The organism is Peptococcus simiae, from assembly GCF_046569735.1.
GTDB classification, from domain to species: Bacteria; Bacillota; Peptococcia; order Peptococcales; family Peptococcaceae; genus Peptococcus; species Peptococcus simiae_A.
In genome coordinates this window covers 48,402-65,824 of the sequence record NZ_JBKICG010000001.1, presented here as the reverse complement: position 1 = coordinate 65,824, position 17,423 = coordinate 48,402, and the positions used below count along the sequence as shown (strand labels likewise).

Sequence of the window (17,423 nt, the reverse complement as noted above, 5' to 3'; positions counted from 1 at the left end):
TTTGGCGAAAATTGGACAAATAATAAGCCGGGCCGAATGAGCAAATCATTCGGCCCGGCTTTTTAGCTAGCTTAGTCTTCATCCGGGGCTGTCCAGGTTTTAAAGGTCATCATGTTGAGGGGGACATCCTTAACCAAGGGAATTAAATCGGGGCGGCCCCAATATTTTTCCTTGTTTTCGATGGATTCTAAGAGGACCACCACAGGGACCTTCCCGCCAAAGCCCTTATGATACTGGAGCATCCGCTTGGCCCGGGTTTCAGGGTCTAAATCCAGGAAATTATTTTCAACGACAGCTACGCCAATAACGCGTTCTTCGGTCTTTACCAGAGCACCGTTAAATTTCATTTTATCACCTCAGCTGTCATTATATCATAGGTGAAAAAAGGCGCAACTCTGTTGCCCAGATTCCTTTTACAGGGTAGTATTAAGGGGAGGAGGAGAAGCTGATGCGTCGAATCTTACATATTGATATGGATGCCTTTTTTGCCTCAGTTGAGCAACGGGACCATCCCGAATGGCGGGGCAAGCCGGTGATTGTCGCCGGGGCTTCCGATACCCGGGGTGTGGTCACGACGGCCTCCTATGAGGCCCGGGCTTTTGGCGTGCACTCAGCCATGCCCGTCATGCGAGCCAAGCGCCTTTGCCCGGCAGGTATTTATGTACCGGTTAGAAAAGATGCCTACCGGCAGGAATCTAAGGTGATTATGGGCCTACTGAGCAAGGTCACCCCCACCATGGAAATTTTATCTGTCGATGAGGCTTTTTTAGATGTGACCGACCAAACAGCAGATATGGCAGCGGCCATTCGCCTGGCCAAGGCCATCCAGTACCGGATTTATACCTTGCGGGGCCTGACCTGTTCGGTAGGGGTGTCCTATCAAAAATTCGCCGCCAAGCTGGCCAGCGATTTTAATAAGCCGGCCGGTTTGACGGTCATTAGCCAGGAGAATTTCAAAGACCAGGTATGGCCCCTGCCCGTTGGCCGGATGATGGGGGTTGGCCCTCATACCCAGGCCCTCTTGGAAGGCGAGGGCATTTACACCATTGAAGACCTGGCTAAGAGCAATGTAGATAGCCTGGCCCGGTTATTGGGCAAGCGGGCCAGCGATATTTATGACCGGGCCAATGGCATCGATCCCCGGCCGGTCGTGACCGTAAGGGAGGCCAAGTCTATTGGCCGAGAACGGACCTTTTCCGTCGATATTGCCGATAAGGAGGCCCTCAAAAAAATCCTGGCCGACCTGGTCCAGGATGTATCCAAGCGCTTAAGGCGGGAAGGGCTATTGGCAAAAACCGTCACCTTAAAATGGCGGCTCAGCAATTTTACCACCCATACCAAGCAGGTCCAGCTGCCCTGGCCGGTCAATGGCTTTAAGCCCCTTTGGCAGGCGACGAATGCCCTCCTGGAGGACTGCTATACCGGGGCTCCCCTGCGGCTCATTGGCATGACGGCCTCCCAATTAAGTGGTGAAAATGACCCGGATGTCCAGCTGGCCCTTTTTAATGAAAGCGGTGACCTAGATGACCTGGACCGGCTGATTGAACGGCTCCAGGTCAAGTATGGCAAGGACAGCATGATGCGGGCCATCCAATTACCGAAAAAAGGGGACCATCGTCCAAGATAGGAGGTCAAAGATGACTTTTTATAAGCAATCTATTGCCCAGGTGAAAGCACAGGTGCAAAATATGCCCCCGGCAGACCAGGAGGCCCTCATCCCAGCCTTACGGGCTGATGCCCGCCGGGGCCTCCAACTTCTAGCTGACCAGCTGGAAAGGCAAATGGTGCAGAGAAAGGTAGAGGAGGACCGGCTGAGGGCCCTTTGGGTCCATGAAAACCGGCTAAGAAGCCAGGGCTATGTCCGGATTGCCGGCACAGACGAGGCCGGCCGCGGCCCCTTAGCCGGGCCGGTTATTGCTGCTGCCGTGATTTTGCCGGAGGGGCTCCTGCTACCGGGTTTAAACGATTCTAAGAAATTAAGCGAAAAAAGCCGCCAGGCCCTGGCCGGACAAATTCAGAGCCAGGCCCTGGCCTATGCCCTTGGAGAGGCCAGCGTGGAAGAAATTGACCGGATCAATATCCTCCATGCGGCGGAATTGGCCATGAACCGGGCCCTGGGGGCCCTGGGTGACTTTTCCATTGTCCTCGTAGACGGTAGCAACCGGCTGGCCCCGGCCTTTAAACAGGAAAACATCATCGGCGGTGACCAGGTCAGTGCCTCAATCGCAGCCGCTTCTATTTTAGCCAAGGTCCACCGGGATGCCCTCATGGTTAAGCTGGATGAAAAATATCCAGGCTACGGCCTGGCCCGGCACAAGGGCTATGGCACCGCCGACCACTATGCAGCCCTCCGAGAGCTGGGCCCATCCCCCTGCCACCGACGGTCCTTTAACCTTGGCTAGAAAAAAGCTAAAGCGATTTGGTTGCTTTTGATGTAGGTCGAGGGGCCTTAGAAAGCAAACAGGTATCCTCTCCCAGCCTTTTATCTTACTTAAAAGAAATTTATGTCTACTGAATTGTTTTGGAAAATGCCGTAATTAAGGTACAATAAAATATATTAGGATGATAAGGAGGTGTCTATGGCCAAGCCCCGTAAGCGGCCCGTGAGAAAAAGACCGACGCCGAAAAATAAAAGACATAAAAAAACTGTTCAGCGCCGTCGTTCCCTAAAAAGTAAAAACCGCCTGGTGATTATTGCTGTCTTTTTTGTCCTCTTGGCTCTTGCTATCTTACTCAATAACCCCTCCAGTCCAAGGGCGGTAACCATTGACTATACCGGTAGCCATGAATTCTACTTTGAACAAATGGCACCTATTGCTCAAAAATATGGCAATCGACACCACATCCATCCCTCCCTAATCCTAGCCCAATCAGCTCTAGAGTCTGGCTTTGGTCAATCGGATTTAGCGCGCCTTCATAATAATTATTTTGGTGTCAAACGGACTGGTAAGGAAGATGCAGTCACCTATGATACAGAAGAAGTCCTGGGCGGCGAATCCATTACCGTTTCTGCCAAATTTCGGGCCTATGACTCGGTCGAGGCCTCGGTAAAGGATTACACCAAGCTGGTCGGGACCCTACCCAGGTACCGGGGGGTCGTCGAGGCAGAGACCCCGGAAGCGGCAGCCAAGGCCCTGGTCAAAGGCGGTTACGCCACTGACCCGGCCTATGCCCAAAAACTCATTCAAATCATCCATACCTATGACCTGGGCCAATATGACCAATAAAAAAGCGCCTGATGACAGGTCATCAGACGCTTACAGCTTAAAAGAGGTAGAAGTAACTCAAGACCACCATCCCCAGGACAATCCGGTAGTAGCCAAAGGCCTTAAAGTCATTGCGTTTTAAGTAGTTTAGTAAAAACTTAATAGCCATGATGGAGACCACAAAGGCAACGACCATGCCAAAGATTAAGTAAAAGGCTTCGACAGCTGTAAAGTCAAAGCCAAACTTGACCAGCTTTAAAAGGCTGGCACCGAACATCACCGGGATGCTCATAAAAAAGGAAAACTCTGTGGCGATAAAGCGGGAGGTCCCGCATAACATCCCACCGATAATAGTAGAACCTGATCGTGAAGTCCCCGGAATAAGGGAGAGGACCTGAAAGATACCGATGGCCAGGGCTGTTTTATAACTGAGCTGGTCAAAAGATTCAATATTAAAATGCCCTGAGCTGTGCCGGCGTTCAATTAAGATAAAGACGACCCCGTACACAATTAAGGCAATGGCAACCACTGTGGCATTAAAAAAGTGGGCCTCCATCCAGTCATCCAAGGGCAGACCGATAATAGCTGCCGGTAAACAGCCAACCAGGGTTTTGCCCCATAAATTAAAGGTTGCCTTCTTTTCGGAAGGACTCTTCTTCTTAGCCCAGGGGTTGAGCTTTTCAAAGTAGAGGACGACAACGGCTAAAATAGCCCCCAGTTGGATGACCACCAAGAACATTTCCCAAAAATCTCGGGAAACATTTAACTTGATAAATTCTTCAACTAAAATCATGTGACCGGTACTTGAGATCGGGAGCCACTCTGTGATCCCTTCCACGATGCCAAGTACTAAAATCTTTAGTAATTCAGCTATATTCACGTTTTTCCTCCTAAGATCAAATGGCAATATGCTTATTTTAATGGATAGGCCATTTGGGTTCAAGAGGTTAGAAAGGATTATTGTGACCAAGTCGGTAAACGATTATCAAAAAGTATGGGCCATAGGTGACCTGCACCTTTCCATCGGTCTAGCCCCTGACCTGGCCAAACCGATGGATGTTTTCGGCGACCACTGGCTAGACCATACGGCACAAATAGAAGCGGCCTGGCAGGCCAAGGTCGGCCCAAAGGATATTGTCTTGTTGCCCGGCGATTTATGCTGGGGAAACAAATTGGAAGATGTCCTCCCCTCTTTAGAATGGCTGGAAACCTTACCCGGGCAAAAAATCCTCTGCCGCGGAAACCATGATAATTGGTGGCAGAGCATCCGCCGGTTGCGTGATAGCCTACCGGCCAGTATCCACCTTATCCACAATGACTGTGTGGTCCTCGGCGATATGGCCTTTGCCGGCAGCCGGGGCTGGAGCTTTTACGACCAGGAGGGAGGGGGCCACCAGGCTAAAATGATCAGGCGGGAAGTTTTGCGCCTAGAGGCCAGCCTCAGTAAGATCCCGGAGGATATTCACTTGAGATTTGCCCTCATGCATTTCCCACCCTTTAAGGAAGCGGGTGAGACAAGTATTTTTACGCAATTATTGACAAAATACCGGATCAATTATTGTGTATACGGTCATTTACATGGGGCAGATTGCTGCCGTTTTCAAAAAGTTTCCATGGGAATGACAGAATTTCAATTGGTTTCATCAGATTACCTTGATTTTTCTCCGGTTAATATCTATAATAAATATTGAGAAAAGGTGACAATGAAGGTTATATTAAAAAGGACATGGCATGCAAAATTTGTAGGGAGTTTAGAGGCGTCCATGTTCAAATCAAAGGGAGGTTAGTTTATGTTTGAGCAGTTGTTATTAGCACGCTGGCAGTTTGCCATTACAACGGTCTATCACTTTCTCTTTGTACCGTTGACCATGGGCCTGCCTATTATGATTGCATTAATGCAAACCAAATACGTGCGCACCGGTGATCCCAAATATAAAACCATGACGAAATTTTGGGGTAAGTTATTTATTATTAACTTTGTATTAGGGGTAGCCACCGGTTTGGTACAGGAATTCCAGTTTGGTATGAACTGGTCCGGATATTCCCGCTTCATGGGGGACATATTCGGTGCACCCTTGGCTATTGAAGCCTTAGCTGCATTCTTTATTGAATCTACGTTTATTGGGATTTGGGTATTCGGCTGGGACCGGTTACCTAAAAAAATTCATTGTCTCTGCATCTGGTTGGTTGCCTTTGCCTCTAACTTATCTGCCGTTTGGATTTTGATTGCGAACTCTTTCATGCAAAATCCTGTCGGTTATCAGATTGTCGCCCACGAAAGTGGAATGGATCGGGCGGAAATGACCAGCTTCTTAGAAGTCATTACCAATCCCTACGTCCTGCATCAATTCCCACACGTCTTTACCGCTGGCTTATGTACAGCAGCCTTCTTTGTCTTAGGGATCAGTGGCTATCACCTGGCCAAGGGTCAGTATAAGCCCGTCTTCCAATCTTCTTTTAAGATTGCTGCCGTCGTTGCGATTATCGCTTCCTTAGCTGTAGCCGGCATTGGCCACTTCCAGACCCAGTACCTGGGCGCTGAAAAGCCGATGAAACTGGCTGCCATGGAAGCCCTGTGGGAAACCACTGAAGAAGCACCGCTTGCACTTTTTGCAGGGATTGACCAGGACAAGGGCACCAATACCACAGAAGTCGCTATTCCGAAACTCTTATCCTTTATGACGCACAACAACTTCACTGACCCAGTCCAAGGGATTAATGACCTGCAAGACCAATACAGCCAAGAATATGGCGAAGGGAACTACATTCCGGACGTATTTAGTATGTTCTGGAGCTTCCGCATCATGGTTGGGGCCGGCATGCTGATGATTGTCCTGGCCTTAGCAGCCCTTTTCATTGCATGGCGGAAGAAATACCATGATGGTGGTGCAGTTAATCTTCTTTATAAGATTTTACTGCCGGCCATTGCCTTACCCTACCTGGCAAATACCTTTGGCTGGTTAATTGCCGAAATGGGTCGTCAACCGTGGATTGTTTACGGCTTGCAAAAAACCAAAGACGCTGTTTCGACAGCAATGCCTGCCAGTTATGTGTTAATCACCCTGATTGGCTTCACCTTGGTTTATTTGGTATTGGCGATTATTGATGTAAAGCTTATTGTAAAATACGCTAGAAAAATTGACGATGAAGCCAAAGAACCTATGGCAAAAGAGGAGGGCTCATTGTGGATTTAAATATTATCTGGTTCATTTTAGTCACTGTCCTGTTTATCGGCTTCTTCTTCTTAGAAGGGTTCGACTATGGTGTGGGGGCCCTCATCCCTATTGTGGGCAAGACCGATGACGAGAAACGGGTTGTCTTAAACACGATTGGGCCTTTCTGGGATGGAAATGAAGTATGGTTAATTACGGCCGGTGGGGCTATCTTTGCAGCCTTTCCCCACGTTTATGCTACCCTTTTTAGTGGCTTTTACCTGGCCCTCTTCCTGATCCTAATTTGCCTAATCTTACGGGCTTGCGGGATTGAATTCCGGTCTAAACAAGCCAGCACCAGCTGGCGGAATGGCTGGGATAACATTATTTCCGTTACATCCCTGCTTTCAGCCGTCCTTTGGGGCGTTGCTGTTTCCAACCTGGTGGCCGGTGTGCCGATTGATGAAAAAATGGAATTTGTCGGTAATTTCTTTACCCTCTTATCTCCCTTCACCATCCTCGGCGGTATTGTATTTGCCCTGGTCTTCCTGTATCATGGGGCTACCTACTTGCAACTGAAAGTCGGCGAACCTGTCGTACTTGACCGGTTGCATGCCTTGGCACCTAAGCTTGGGATTGGTATGATTGTGGCAACAGTCCTTTGGGTTGTATATGCCTACTTTACCACAGGTATGTTTGACAAACCGGTTTGCCTTGCCCTCTGTGCAGGCGCTGCAGTTTGCATGATCTTATCTGTACTCTTCAACTTAAAAGGCCGGCATGGCATTGCCTTCATCATCATCGCTTTAGCCATTGCCTTGACCACTGTCACGGTATTTGTGGGCCTCTTCCCGAATATCATGATTTCTACCTTAAACCCTGAATGGTCCTTGAATATTTATAATGCGTCTTCCAGCCAATACACCTTGAAGCTCATGACCATCGTTGCTGTTTGCCTGGTACCTGTGGTACTGGCCTACCAAGCCTGGTCCTTCTATGTATTCCGGAAACGGGTTAAGAAAGAAGACGTCCATTATTAAAATCAGGTAAGCTTAAAACGGCCGCCCTTGGGTGGCCGTTTTCTTTTATGATCCTTTAGTCGACTTCGCTTCATGGTTTTTAATCTGTCGAATCATCGTCCGGCTATGCTGCCTTATGGGGGAGGCTTCTTTTGATTAATAAAAATTTACTGGGTGAACTTAAAAAGTCCCCGCTGTTTTTTGCTCTTACGGTCCTACTGGCCTTACTAGGGGCCTTAGCGACGGTTGTAGAGTATTGGGCCTTGGCCTCTCTCATTGATGGTCTGATTTTTTCGGAAATAGGGGAGGCTAGATTAAAGGGCTACCTGTTCTTAACGCTCTTGGGCTTGGCGGTTAAGGTCCTATGCCAGCTGGGCGCTGACTTCTTTGGCCTGCAATTAAGCGAGAAAATCCAAGTGGAGCTGAGGGAGGCCCTGGTCCAGAAGATGAAGACGACCAACCCGCTCCTCGTTCGCTCCCAGTCCATCGGTCAATTGATGACCACCTACCTGGAAGGGGTGGATAAGCTGGCGGTCTATTTCCACAGCTACCTGCCCCAGTTGGTCAAGTCTTTTGGGACTCCGATTTGCTTTCTAATCTTTATTTTTCGTCTGGACCTGATCAGTGGGCTGGTCATGGTGGTCACCCTGCCTCTCATTCCCTTCTTTATGGTCTTGATTGGCAAGTGGACGACCAGCATTACCCACCTGCAATGGAAAAAGCTACAGATTTTAGCGGCCTATCTCCAAGATGTACTCCGGGGCCTGGAAACCCTTAAAATTCTTGGCAGAAGCAAGGACCAGGGTGAGCGGATTGCTGAAGTCAGTGAAAGTTACCGGGTAACGACCTTGAAGGTTCAGCGCTGGGCCTTTCTATCGTCCCTGGTTCTTGAACTGGCGGCTACCTTGTCCATTGCTATTGTTGCGGTGGGCCTGGGCCTACGCTTGGTGACCGGGGAGTTAAATTACCTGCCGGCCTTCTTCATCCTCTTACTGGCCCCGGAATACTACCAGCCCATGCGGGAACTGGGCGGGTTTTTCCACTCCGGTATGGATGCCGATGAAGCGGCTCAGGATATCTATGCCTTCTTACAGTTACCGGACCGGCAGGCCCAGGTCCAGGGACCGACCCCGGCCTTTGACCACTTGGAATTTAAAAAGGTGTCCTACCACTATCCGGGCAGTCCGGCCTTGGCGGTGGAGGATATCAGCTTTACCTGGCAGGCTGGCGAAAAAGTCGCCCTGGTGGGCATGAGCGGTAGTGGGAAGACCACCCTTTTATACCTGGCCCTGGGCTTTATTGAGCCAACAGCTGGTGAAATCCTCTTAAACGGCAAGCCCCTCAAGGACCAGGTTGCCGCCTGGCAGGCAAAAATTGGCCTGGTCCCCCAAGACCCCTATGTATTCCGGGACACCATCGCCCATAATATCGCCCTGGAAGACCAACCGGACCCCAAACGGGTGAGGCAGGCAGCTGAGGTATCAGGACTGACCGACCTACTGGCTGACCTGCCTACAGGTCTGAAGACCCCTGTCGGACAAGGGGTCCATACTCTTTCCGGCGGTCAAACGGCCCTACTGGCTATTTCCCGGGTCTTTTACCAGGCCTCGGAAGTCGTTTTTCTGGATGAACCGACAGACCACCTGGACCTGGCCAGTGAAGACCAGGTTCTCAGTGCCCTGAAAAATCTTTTGGCCGGCCGGTCAGCCCTTATGATCGCCCACCGGCTCCACACCATCCGGGATGCCGACCAGGTCCTGGTCATGGCTAAGGGCCGGCTGGTGGAGCGGGGGACTTATGACCAGTTGATGGCCCGGCAAGGGGCCTTTTATGCCCTGACAGGAGGTGGTAGCCATGCGTGAGGCCTGGCCATTTTTACTGCAGATGCTTAAGCCGATGCGGTATCGGATTATCCTAGGGGCCTTATTGGTGGCTCTCACGGTTTTTGGGAATGTAGGCCTCCTGGCCACATCAGGGGTCCTCTTGACCCGGGCGGCCCTAAAGCCTGAGCTCCTCTTGCTCATGCCCTTGATTACCGGGGTCCGCTTTTTTGGGACGGGGCGGGCAGCCGTCCGCTATGCGGAACGCCTCTATAACCACAGCCTGGCCTTTCGGATTTTAACAGGCCTGCGGGAGGCTCTTTATAACCGCCTAGAACCTCTGGTCCCAGATCTGATCCAGGGTTATTCGGAAGGGCAGCTCTATAACCGCCTCATCGGTGATGTGGAGGTGCTCAAGTACTTTTACCTCCGGGTGGTTTCCCTGCCGGTGGGGACGATTTTGGTCATCCTGGGGACCTCTATTTTTACCAGCCTCTATGTGCTGCCGGCCGGTATCCTCCTAGCCTGTGCCTTACTGGTTTCTTTCTGCCTGGTCCCGCTCCTCTCGGTGCGTAGTCAGATCAAGATTGACCATAGGAGACGCCAGGCCAGGGATGAATTATCCAATACCTTTACGGATATCTTTCACGGCCTCTTTGAATGGCAGACCAGTGATTTCGGCGATAATTTAGAAGACAAGGTCAACCAGTTATCCCATGCTGACTTACAAGCGCAAAGGCAGGGGGTCTGGGTTGAAAGACTGGCCATCCACGGCCTGGCCTTTTTAGCCCATGGCACAGCCCTGGGCGTTTTAGTGCTCACAGCACCGGCAGTCAGGGCCGGAAACTTATCAATTTGGGTCTTGCCCATGTTGACCCTCGTGGCCATGGCCAGTTTTGAAACCCTGAACCAGTTACCCCAGGCCCTGCGCGAGTGTTGGATGTCCTTAGAGGCCGCCAAAGAATTGGCAGATATCCGGCCCAGCAGGCCCCTTCCGCCGGTTGGCGGGCAGGTCCCGGCCAACCTGGATATCCAGGTCGAAGGGATGGGCTTTTCTTACCATCAAGCAGAGGGGGAGGTCCTCAAGGATATTAACCTTGATATTCCTCATGGCCGCCATGTGGCCTTTGTGGGGACCAGTGGCAGCGGTAAAACCAGCCTGGTCCGGCTCTTGCTCCGCCTGTGGCGGCCGGATAAGGGAGTGGTGCGCCTAGGTGGCCTGCCCCTGGACCAGGTAGACGATAACTTTTTGCGGGATAGCATTGGCTATTTGGAGCAAACGCCGGCCTTTTTCAACACCTCTATCCGGGACAACCTGCGCTTGGCCAAACCGGGAGCAGAGGACCCAGAGCTCATGGAAGTTCTCAAGGCTGTCCATCTGGACCAGTTACTTGCGGCTTGGCCGGAAGGATTAGATACCTCCATTTTAGAAAATGGGACACGTCTGTCCGGTGGGGAGCGCCAGCGCTTGGCCCTGGCCCGGGTGATCTTGCAAAATCCGGATATTGTGATTTTAGATGAGCCCCTGCATAACCTAGATGGCCTAACCTCCCAGATGCTGGATGCCTTTTTAGACCAGTGGGCAGCCGATAAGACGGTGATCTTAATCACCCATGAATTAAAGACGTTACCCTTTGTTGACTTTATTTACCTCTTCCAACATGGTAAAATATGCGCAAGTGGTCCTCATTCAATATTATTGGCAGCATCGGAAGATTACCAGAATTTGTGGCGGTTAGAACAAGAGCGAATATAGGAGGGCAAATGGTGGAATTAAGAACGGAGAGAATGTTGACTTGGCTGACGGCCTCAAGTCTTGACCGGCATGCCGGTCTTTGTCATGCCTTTTCAACCCGCTTGGGTGGCGTGAGTCGCTACCCCTATCGCGGGTTGAACCTAGGCTTAAAAACCCAAGACCAGCCGGCATGTGTCCAGGCCAATCGCATCCGCTTTTTAAGCCAGTTTGGCATTGACCCGGAAGAGGCTGTTAGCCTTTCCTTTGTGCACAGTAACCGGGTAGCCTATATCGGCCAAGAAGATAAGGGCAAGGGCTATTTAGACCTGGCCTCCGTGCCGGCAGAAGCAGACGGGATGGTTACCAATGCCAATCGCTGCGCCTTGTTTGTGACCTTTGCTGACTGCCCGCCGGTCCTCTTTTATGACCCCTACCACCAGGCGATTGGGGCCTGTCATGCCGGTTGGCGGGGGACCGTCAGTGGGATTGCCGGTGAAACAGTCCGGGCCATGGGCATGTATTTTGAGAGTGATCCTGCAGAGATTGAGGTGGTCATTGGTCCCTGTATTGGACCGGATGCCTTTGAGGTATCAACGGAAGTTATTGAAGGGGTGCAAAAGCATTGTGGCAGCTGGATGGATCTCTTGCGGGAAAGTCCCTATGACCATAAGGCCCTGTTCGATATTCGCCTGGCCTTAACCTGGCAACTGGAAGGGGCCGGTATCCGTCGGGAAAACATTGACCACATTGACCTGTGCACCTTTAGCCGGAATGACCTCTTCTTTTCCCACCGGCGGAGCTTTGCTGAAACCGGCCGGATGGGTGCCTTTATTATGCTCGATGGGGCGGTATGATGCTTTCTAACCGCCTGCAAACCATCGGTGGCTATGTGCCGAAAGGGAGCCGGCTGGCGGATATTGCCTGTGACCATGCCCAACTGGCCCGTGCCTTAGTGCTGGCGGACCAGGTGGACCTAGCCATCGCAGCAGACCTCCGGTCTGAGCCCTTGCGTCGTGCCCGCCGGGCGGCTGCAGAAGAAATGATTCAATCGGGGCGGTTGTTATTTCGCCAGGGCGATGGACTCACTGTCCTTGCGCCCGGTGAATGTGATGTGGTTGTCATTGCCGGCGTTGGCGGTAAGCTCATTGAACAGATGCTCAAGGCCAGGCCGGAAGTGGCCCAGGCCGCCGGCCGCCTTATCCTGTCCCCCCAACGGTCCCCTTGGCTGGTGCGCCAATGGGCTCAAGACCAAGGCTATGCCATCTATGATGAACAGGTTGTCATGGAAGATGGCTACTTTTATGAAATTATTGTTTTGGATAAGGTGTCAGAGCCTAAGGGGCTTAGCCCGCTGGACATCCGCCTAGGGCCCGTCATTGCTCAGGGAAGGGATAGTCTGTCCCGGACCTACTTGGCCTGGCGGAAGGCAGCAGACCAACGGGCCTTGGCTAAAATGGCCCTTGCCGCAGCAGGGCATCCGACAGTTGGGGAAAAAATGATCAGTCTAGAAGCGATTTGGAAGGAATGGGAGAAGCGATATGGCTATTCAGATGCATGATATCATCCAGGCAATGGAAGCACTGGCCCCAAGCCGGCTGGCAGAATCTTGGGATAACCCCGGTCTGGCCTGCGGCCGGCCAGGCCAGGCAGTGACCGCTGTTTTCCTAGCCCTCACGCCTACTATGGATGTGCTCCAACGGGCAAAAGAGGCCGGGTGTGAGGCGGTTATCACTCACCACCCCCTGATTTTTAAGCCGGTCAAGTCCCTGGCGGAAACGGCCTCTCCGGCCCGGGAACTGGCCTTCCTGGTGCGCCATGACATGGCCCTTTTTTCTGCCCATACCAACCTGGATATCTGTGAGGGCGGCGTCAATGATGTCCTGGCTGACCTATTCAATCTGGAGGATCGGGAACCCCTTTCCGTTACGGAAAGGCAAGCCTACTACAAGCTGCGTGTATTTGTACCTGAAAGCCATCTGGACTCGTTAAAAGAGGCCTTGCTCGCTGCTGGTGCCGGTAACCAGGGTGACTATGACCAGTGTGCCTGGCAAGTCACCGGCCAGGGACAATTTCGCCCCAAGGAAAGGGCCAACCCATACTTGGGAGAAGCCGGACAGGTGGAGACGGTGCCGGAAGTGGTTTTAGAACTTTTGCTTTCCAGCCCGGCCTTGCCGGCCGTCTTAGCCGCCATGCACCAGGCCCATCCCTATGAGGAAGTGGCCTATGACCTCTTCCGCCAGGAAGGCCGGTCAGAGGCCCGGGGCCTGGGCCGGATAGGACGCTTGCCCGAACCCCTTGCCCTTAAAGATTTTAAGGCAATCGTTAGCGACCGGCTCAAAACGCCCATCCAGTCCAGCACGGATGACGATCGGCTCATTACCACCCTTGCCCTCTGTGGCGGGTCGGCCTCCGGCTATATTGCAGAAGCCAAGTCCAAAGGGGCAGACTGTTATATTACCGGTGACCTAGGCTACCATGACTTTCAACAAGCCCGCGAAGCCGATATCGCCCTTATTGATGCGACCCACTTTGCCAGTGAACGGCCCGTCTTAGGGGCTGTTAAGGACCACTTAGACCATATTTTTGCCCATCGCTTGAATGTCGTTATTGATGCAGGAGAAAAAAATATGTTTATGTGAGGTGTTCTATGGTTCTTAAAAAAGTCATTTCTTCAGTAATTGTTTTAACCCTGCTGGCCGCCAGCCTTGCCGGCTGTGGTCAGGCAGATTCCGGGTCAGAAGCATCGGAGACCGGCTCAACAGCTGCCAGCCCAGAGGGGCAAGTCCTCCGGGTTGGCGTCCTCTCTATTGATGATGTCCTCCCCTTTATTGTGGCGGACCGGGATGGCCTTTTTAAAGAAAAAGGCGTTCAAGTTGAGCTCTATCCCTTTAAGAGCAGCATTGACCAATCCAAGGCCTTTGAAGCAGGCCAGCTGGATGTGGTCATGAATGATATGATTGTCCAGGGCTTGATGAAAAAAAGCGGAACGGATACCCGGATTATTTCCTATGCCTTTGGTGCAACCCCTCAAGAAGGCCGGTTTTTAATTTGTGCAGCTCCCAATAGCGGCATTGAAAAGCCGGAAGATTTGAAGGGGAAACGGGTGGCCATCTCCAATAACACCATGATGGATTTCTTATTAGACCAGTACCTGGACTATTACAAGATTAACCGGTCCAGTGTCGACCGGGTCAACATGCCGGACCTGATGTTGCGGATGGAAACCCTCCTCGCCGGGAAGGATATTGATGCCGCAATTCTGCCAGACCCGCTGGCCAGTGCAGCGGTCCAGCAAGGGGCCAAGGTTGTTATTGATGATACCACCTTAACGGAGAACTTTTCCCAGTCCGTCGTCCTAGCGTCTACAGAAGCCATTGAGACGCAAAAAGAGGCCCTGAAAAAATTTACAGCAGCCTACTTTGAGGCCATGCAGCGGATTAATGACAAGCCGGATCAATACCGGGCCCTAGCCTTGGAAAACGCCCATGTGCCGGATACCCTGAAAGACAGCTACCGGATGCCAACCTATACCCCGAAAGCTGTACCCAGTGAAGAAGAAGTTGGCCGGGTCAGTCGCTGGCTCTTAGACCGCCAGTTGATTGATAAGGCTTATAAGTATGAAGAGATGGTTGACCGGGCATTTATCAAATAAAGAAGGTAGAAGATGGTTTATGAAATATCCAAGCTGAATTTTTCCTATCCGGACGGTAAGCCTGTCCTGAAGGATATCCATTTGAGCATAGGGGCCGGTGAGCACTGGGCCATTATCGGCCGATCCGGGTCCGGTAAGACCACCCTGCTCCAAGTACTGGCTGGTTTATTATTGCCGGACCAGGGCCAGGTCAGCTATCAGGGCCGGCCCCTCTTGGGCCCCTGTGAAGGGATTCAGATGGTATTTCAAAGCTATGGCCTCTTTCCCTGGAAAACTGTCAGTGACAATTTGGGCCTGCCCCTCCGCCTCAAGGGTATCGATAAAAGAAGGCGGCAGCGGGCTGTTCAGGAGATGCTGGCCCAGCTCCAATTAGAAGAATATGCAGACCGCTACCCCCAGAGCTTATCCGGTGGGCAGCGGCAGCGAATTGCTTTAGGGCGTGCCATGATGACACGCCCTGAAGTCTTGTTATTAGATGAACCCTTTTCAGCCTTAGATGCCTTTACCAGAGAAAGATTACAGGGCTTTTTGCTGGCCTTGTTAGCTGAAAGTAATATGACCAGCATCTTAGTCACCCACCAGATTGAAGAAGCTGTACGGTTGGCAGACCACTTTTTTCTCCTACAACCGGATGGCAATAGCTTCATCTTACATAAAAAGCAGTACCCAAATGACTTGTCCAATTTAAAAGATCGGATTGCCCGGGCCCTGAGTGAGGATAACTATGAAATATAAGACCGCTCTACTTGCAACCCTTATTTTGCTCGCCGGCTGGCATGGCCTTAGCCTTTTGATTGACAAGCCCTTTTTGCCCACCCCCCTGGAATCCTTGCTGGCCTTTTTTGACCTGGCCAGGGAGGGGGCGATGGCCAAGGATTTCATAATTAGCCTGATGCGGGTCTTGGCCGGAACAGGCCTGGCTCTGATCTTTGCTCTGCCTCTGGGCCTGGCCATGGGGAGGAAGAAACAGCTGAACCGCTTGCTAGATCCCTTTATCTCAATCCTATACCCGGTGCCTAAAGTGGTCTTGTTGCCGATTTTTGTGGTCCTCTTAGGCCTGGGCAATGCCCCTAAAATTTTTCTGATTGCCTTAATAGTATTCTTTCAGCTATTAGTTGTCCTGCGGGATGCCGCTGCAGCTGTGCCGGCAGAGAGCCTTCTTGCAATGCGGATGCTTTCTGCTTCCCGGATTCAAGCCTTTAGGCACCTGCTCTTGCCTTGGTGTCTGCCGGACCTGCTTACCGCTTTAAGGGTGAGTATGGGGACAGCCGTTTCAGTCCTCTTTTTCGCCGAAACCTTTGCCTCCTTTGATGGCCTCGGGGCCCTTATTTTAGATGGTATGGAACGGCGGGACTATGCGGCCATGTATGGGGCTATCATCGCCCTCTCTTTGCTGGGCGTTTTTTTGTATGAAATGATTGGCTTGGCTGAGCGACGCCTATGCCGCTGGAAGCGGGCAGATGGACTGAAAACTTGTGGATAAGAAGATCTTTGAGTATAATAGCCTCAAAGAAGGAGAATGCCTATGAAAAAAATAATCCAGGTGCTCTGTCTAATGACTACCCTGGCTTTTTTGGCCGGCTGCTCCCTGGTTTTGGCTGAGCCCGAAAATCTGATTACGGCACCGGTGAATGATACCGCCCAGTTAAAAGAGCGTAAAATTATTATGTCTTTACTGGCTGATGATGAACACTTGGTCGTACCGGCTAAAATGGAGAATCCAGCACCTTATATTAACCTTGATTTAACTGGTGATGGTAAGGATGAAAAAGTTGTTTTCTGGGCCAAAAATAATGGCTATCAAACAGGAATGAATATCCTGCAAAAACAAAAAGATGGCCAGTGGATTGTTTGGGAGCAAAAGCGGCTTTCGGGTCGGGCGGTCTCCTATTTTAAAAGACTGGATTTTACTGGCGATGGTAAAGATGAGCTTTTTGTCGGCATCGACAGCGGGGCTTATAATACCCTCTATATTTTTGGTGCAGACCAGAAGAAGGGGCTTGTTCTCGTTGACCAAATCAACTATACCCACCTGGCCTTTGCATCGCTTCAAAATAATGCTCATATGACCCTAATCACGGCCCTGACAGATACCAGCTCAGAAACACCGACCACCGACTTAAATATGTATGGGTGGGCAGAGGGACAGTTAGGCCGGACCTTCCGCCGCCAGTATGACGGTTTCTGCCAAGGGATGCGGTATGGGGCCATATCGCTAGAGGAATCAGGCCTCTACCTGGCCCTGAGTACTGACTTTAACAGTTTAAATATGGTCCTCCTGCGTTACCAAGATGGGACCTTCCGTGAACAATTGCGGCGGGAAGTCCTCTATGTTAATGCCCTGGCCGAACAGCCGGAAGGGATGATTCGCGATATTAACGATGATGGCGTCCTGGACGTGCTCTCTGTCCGTCCGCCAACCGATGCATCTAAAATGGAACCGCGTGAATTTCTGCAGATTTGGAGCAGTTGGGATGGGGCAGCCGGGTTAAATCCCATCCAGGCCTATATCGATAATAAAGCCGATGGCTATCGCTTTATGGTTCCCACCAGCTGGCTGGGCAGTTTACAGTATCAATATGTTCCTCAGAGTGGTAACAACCAATTGAAGCTTTATGATAAAGACAATAATACTGGCGAACCCTCGGTGACCATCATCACCCGGGAAGTGGACAAGGATACCGATCTTAAAGCTTTGAAAGAGGCATTTACCTTCTTAGGCGCTTCGCCGTCTAACCAGCGGATTTACTTGGCCAAGCTGGGTAAGGATAGCTTTGGCTCCACCAAAATTACAACTGCCGATATTGCAGAAGCATTCCGTATTGAAGGAGGCCGGTAA

At 51.4% G+C, this 17,423-nt stretch carries 17 protein-coding genes; 15 read left to right on the top strand and 2 right to left on the bottom strand.

What is annotated here, in order from left to right:
- Positions 1-71 precede the first annotated feature (71 nt).
- Entirely contained in the window at positions 72-347 is a 276-nt protein-coding gene (locus ACLGL1_RS00330) for a hypothetical protein (RefSeq protein ID WP_411006809.1), read from the bottom strand.
- Between the two features lie 101 nt (positions 348-448).
- Between ACLGL1_RS00330 and ACLGL1_RS00325 the strand changes: the two genes are divergently transcribed.
- The 3 genes from ACLGL1_RS00325 to ACLGL1_RS00315 all read left to right on the top strand — a co-directional run bounded on the left by ACLGL1_RS00325 (position 449) and on the right by ACLGL1_RS00315 (position 3,227).
- Entirely contained in the window at positions 449-1,627 is a 1,179-nt protein-coding gene (locus ACLGL1_RS00325; protein WP_411006808.1) for a DNA polymerase IV, read from the top strand.
- A gap of 10 nt (positions 1,628-1,637) precedes the next feature.
- Positions 1,638-2,402 (top strand): ribonuclease HII, encoded by a 765-nt coding sequence (locus ACLGL1_RS00320; protein WP_411006807.1) that lies wholly within the window; start codon positions 1,638-1,640, stop codon positions 2,400-2,402.
- Positions 2,403-2,579: 177 nt separating this feature from the next.
- Positions 2,580-3,227, top strand: a complete 648-nt coding sequence (locus ACLGL1_RS00315; RefSeq protein WP_411006806.1) for a glycoside hydrolase family 73 protein — start codon at positions 2,580-2,582, stop codon at positions 3,225-3,227.
- 37 nt (positions 3,228-3,264) lie between these two features.
- Here the strand turns inward: ACLGL1_RS00315 and ACLGL1_RS00310 are convergent, their stop codons facing one another.
- On the bottom strand, positions 3,265-4,080 hold the full coding sequence (locus ACLGL1_RS00310) for an undecaprenyl-diphosphate phosphatase (protein WP_411006942.1): 816 nt from the start codon (positions 4,078-4,080) through the stop codon (positions 3,265-3,267).
- Between the two features lie 88 nt (positions 4,081-4,168).
- Here ACLGL1_RS00310 and ACLGL1_RS00305 point away from each other — a divergent pair, with 88 nt between their 5' ends.
- The 12 genes from ACLGL1_RS00305 (at position 4,169) to ACLGL1_RS00250 (ending at position 17,423) form a co-directional block, all read left to right on the top strand.
- Positions 4,169-4,897, top strand: coding sequence for a metallophosphoesterase (locus ACLGL1_RS00305; protein WP_411006805.1), 729 nt, complete (start codon positions 4,169-4,171; stop codon positions 4,895-4,897).
- A gap of 99 nt (positions 4,898-4,996) precedes the next feature.
- Positions 4,997-6,400: a cytochrome ubiquinol oxidase subunit I gene (locus ACLGL1_RS00300; protein WP_411006804.1), complete on the top strand. Its 1,404-nt coding sequence runs from the start codon at positions 4,997-4,999 to the stop codon at positions 6,398-6,400.
- Complete coding sequence (cydB, locus tag ACLGL1_RS00295) at positions 6,391-7,398, top strand: cytochrome d ubiquinol oxidase subunit II (protein WP_411006803.1); 1,008 nt, start codon at positions 6,391-6,393, stop codon at positions 7,396-7,398. Before ACLGL1_RS00300 ends, cydB begins: the two co-directional genes overlap by 10 nt.
- A 131-nt stretch (positions 7,399-7,529) precedes the next feature.
- Positions 7,530-9,239 (top strand): thiol reductant ABC exporter subunit CydD, encoded by a 1,710-nt coding sequence (gene cydD, locus ACLGL1_RS00290; RefSeq protein ID WP_411006802.1) that lies wholly within the window; start codon positions 7,530-7,532, stop codon positions 9,237-9,239.
- Positions 9,232-10,953 carry a thiol reductant ABC exporter subunit CydC gene (gene cydC, locus ACLGL1_RS00285; protein WP_411006801.1) on the top strand — a complete coding sequence of 574 codons (1,722 nt, stop codon included), beginning with the start codon at positions 9,232-9,234 and terminating at the stop codon, positions 10,951-10,953. Before cydD ends, cydC begins: the two co-directional genes overlap by 8 nt.
- 11 nt (positions 10,954-10,964) lie before the next feature.
- Complete coding sequence (gene pgeF, locus ACLGL1_RS00280) at positions 10,965-11,786, top strand: peptidoglycan editing factor PgeF (protein ID WP_411006800.1); 822 nt, start codon at positions 10,965-10,967, stop codon at positions 11,784-11,786.
- Positions 11,783-12,490, top strand: coding sequence for a tRNA (adenine(22)-N(1))-methyltransferase (locus tag ACLGL1_RS00275; protein WP_411006799.1), 708 nt, complete (start codon positions 11,783-11,785; stop codon positions 12,488-12,490). Before pgeF ends, ACLGL1_RS00275 begins: the two co-directional genes overlap by 4 nt.
- Positions 12,471-13,571 carry a Nif3-like dinuclear metal center hexameric protein gene (locus ACLGL1_RS00270; protein ID WP_411006798.1) on the top strand — a complete coding sequence of 367 codons (1,101 nt, stop codon included), beginning with the start codon at positions 12,471-12,473 and terminating at the stop codon, positions 13,569-13,571. The genes ACLGL1_RS00275 and ACLGL1_RS00270 overlap by 20 nt, the downstream gene beginning before the upstream one ends.
- An 8-nt stretch (positions 13,572-13,579) precedes the next feature.
- Positions 13,580-14,584: an ABC transporter substrate-binding protein gene (locus tag ACLGL1_RS00265; protein ID WP_411006797.1), complete on the top strand. Its 1,005-nt coding sequence runs from the start codon at positions 13,580-13,582 to the stop codon at positions 14,582-14,584.
- 12 nt (positions 14,585-14,596) lie between these two features.
- On the top strand, positions 14,597-15,319 hold the full coding sequence (locus ACLGL1_RS00260) for an ABC transporter ATP-binding protein (protein WP_411006796.1): 723 nt from the start codon (positions 14,597-14,599) through the stop codon (positions 15,317-15,319).
- On the top strand, positions 15,309-16,067 hold the full coding sequence (locus tag ACLGL1_RS00255; protein ID WP_411006795.1) for an ABC transporter permease: 759 nt from the start codon (positions 15,309-15,311) through the stop codon (positions 16,065-16,067). Before ACLGL1_RS00260 ends, ACLGL1_RS00255 begins: the two co-directional genes overlap by 11 nt.
- Positions 16,068-16,109: 42 nt before the next feature.
- Positions 16,110-17,423, top strand: a complete 1,314-nt coding sequence (locus ACLGL1_RS00250) for a hypothetical protein (RefSeq protein ID WP_411006794.1) — start codon at positions 16,110-16,112, stop codon at positions 17,421-17,423.

Excerpts from the sequence above, each read along its gene's own strand:
- ACLGL1_RS00255 (WP_411006795.1), top strand. The coding sequence starts at position 15,309 with ATGAAATATAAGACCGCTCTACTTGCAACCCTTATTTTGCTCGCCGGC.
- ACLGL1_RS00315 (WP_411006806.1), top strand. The coding sequence starts at position 2,580 with ATGGCCAAGCCCCGTAAGCGGCCCGTGAGAAAAAGACCGACGCCGAAA.
- ACLGL1_RS00325 (WP_411006808.1), top strand. The coding sequence starts at position 449 with ATGCGTCGAATCTTACATATTGATATGGATGCCTTTTTTGCCTCAGTT.
- ACLGL1_RS00330 (WP_411006809.1), bottom strand. The coding sequence starts at position 347 with ATGAAATTTAACGGTGCTCTGGTAAAGACCGAAGAACGCGTTATTGGC.
- ACLGL1_RS00260 (WP_411006796.1), top strand. The coding sequence starts at position 14,597 with ATGGTTTATGAAATATCCAAGCTGAATTTTTCCTATCCGGACGGTAAG.
- ACLGL1_RS00265 (WP_411006797.1), top strand. The coding sequence starts at position 13,580 with ATGGTTCTTAAAAAAGTCATTTCTTCAGTAATTGTTTTAACCCTGCTG.
- ACLGL1_RS00270 (WP_411006798.1), top strand. The coding sequence starts at position 12,471 with ATGGCTATTCAGATGCATGATATCATCCAGGCAATGGAAGCACTGGCC.
- ACLGL1_RS00275 (WP_411006799.1), top strand. The coding sequence starts at position 11,783 with ATGATGCTTTCTAACCGCCTGCAAACCATCGGTGGCTATGTGCCGAAA.
- ACLGL1_RS00320 (WP_411006807.1), top strand. The coding sequence starts at position 1,638 with ATGACTTTTTATAAGCAATCTATTGCCCAGGTGAAAGCACAGGTGCAA.
- ACLGL1_RS00250 (WP_411006794.1), top strand. The coding sequence starts at position 16,110 with ATGAAAAAAATAATCCAGGTGCTCTGTCTAATGACTACCCTGGCTTTT.
- cydC (WP_411006801.1), top strand. The coding sequence starts at position 9,232 with ATGCGTGAGGCCTGGCCATTTTTACTGCAGATGCTTAAGCCGATGCGG.
- ACLGL1_RS00300 (WP_411006804.1), top strand. The coding sequence starts at position 4,997 with ATGTTTGAGCAGTTGTTATTAGCACGCTGGCAGTTTGCCATTACAACG.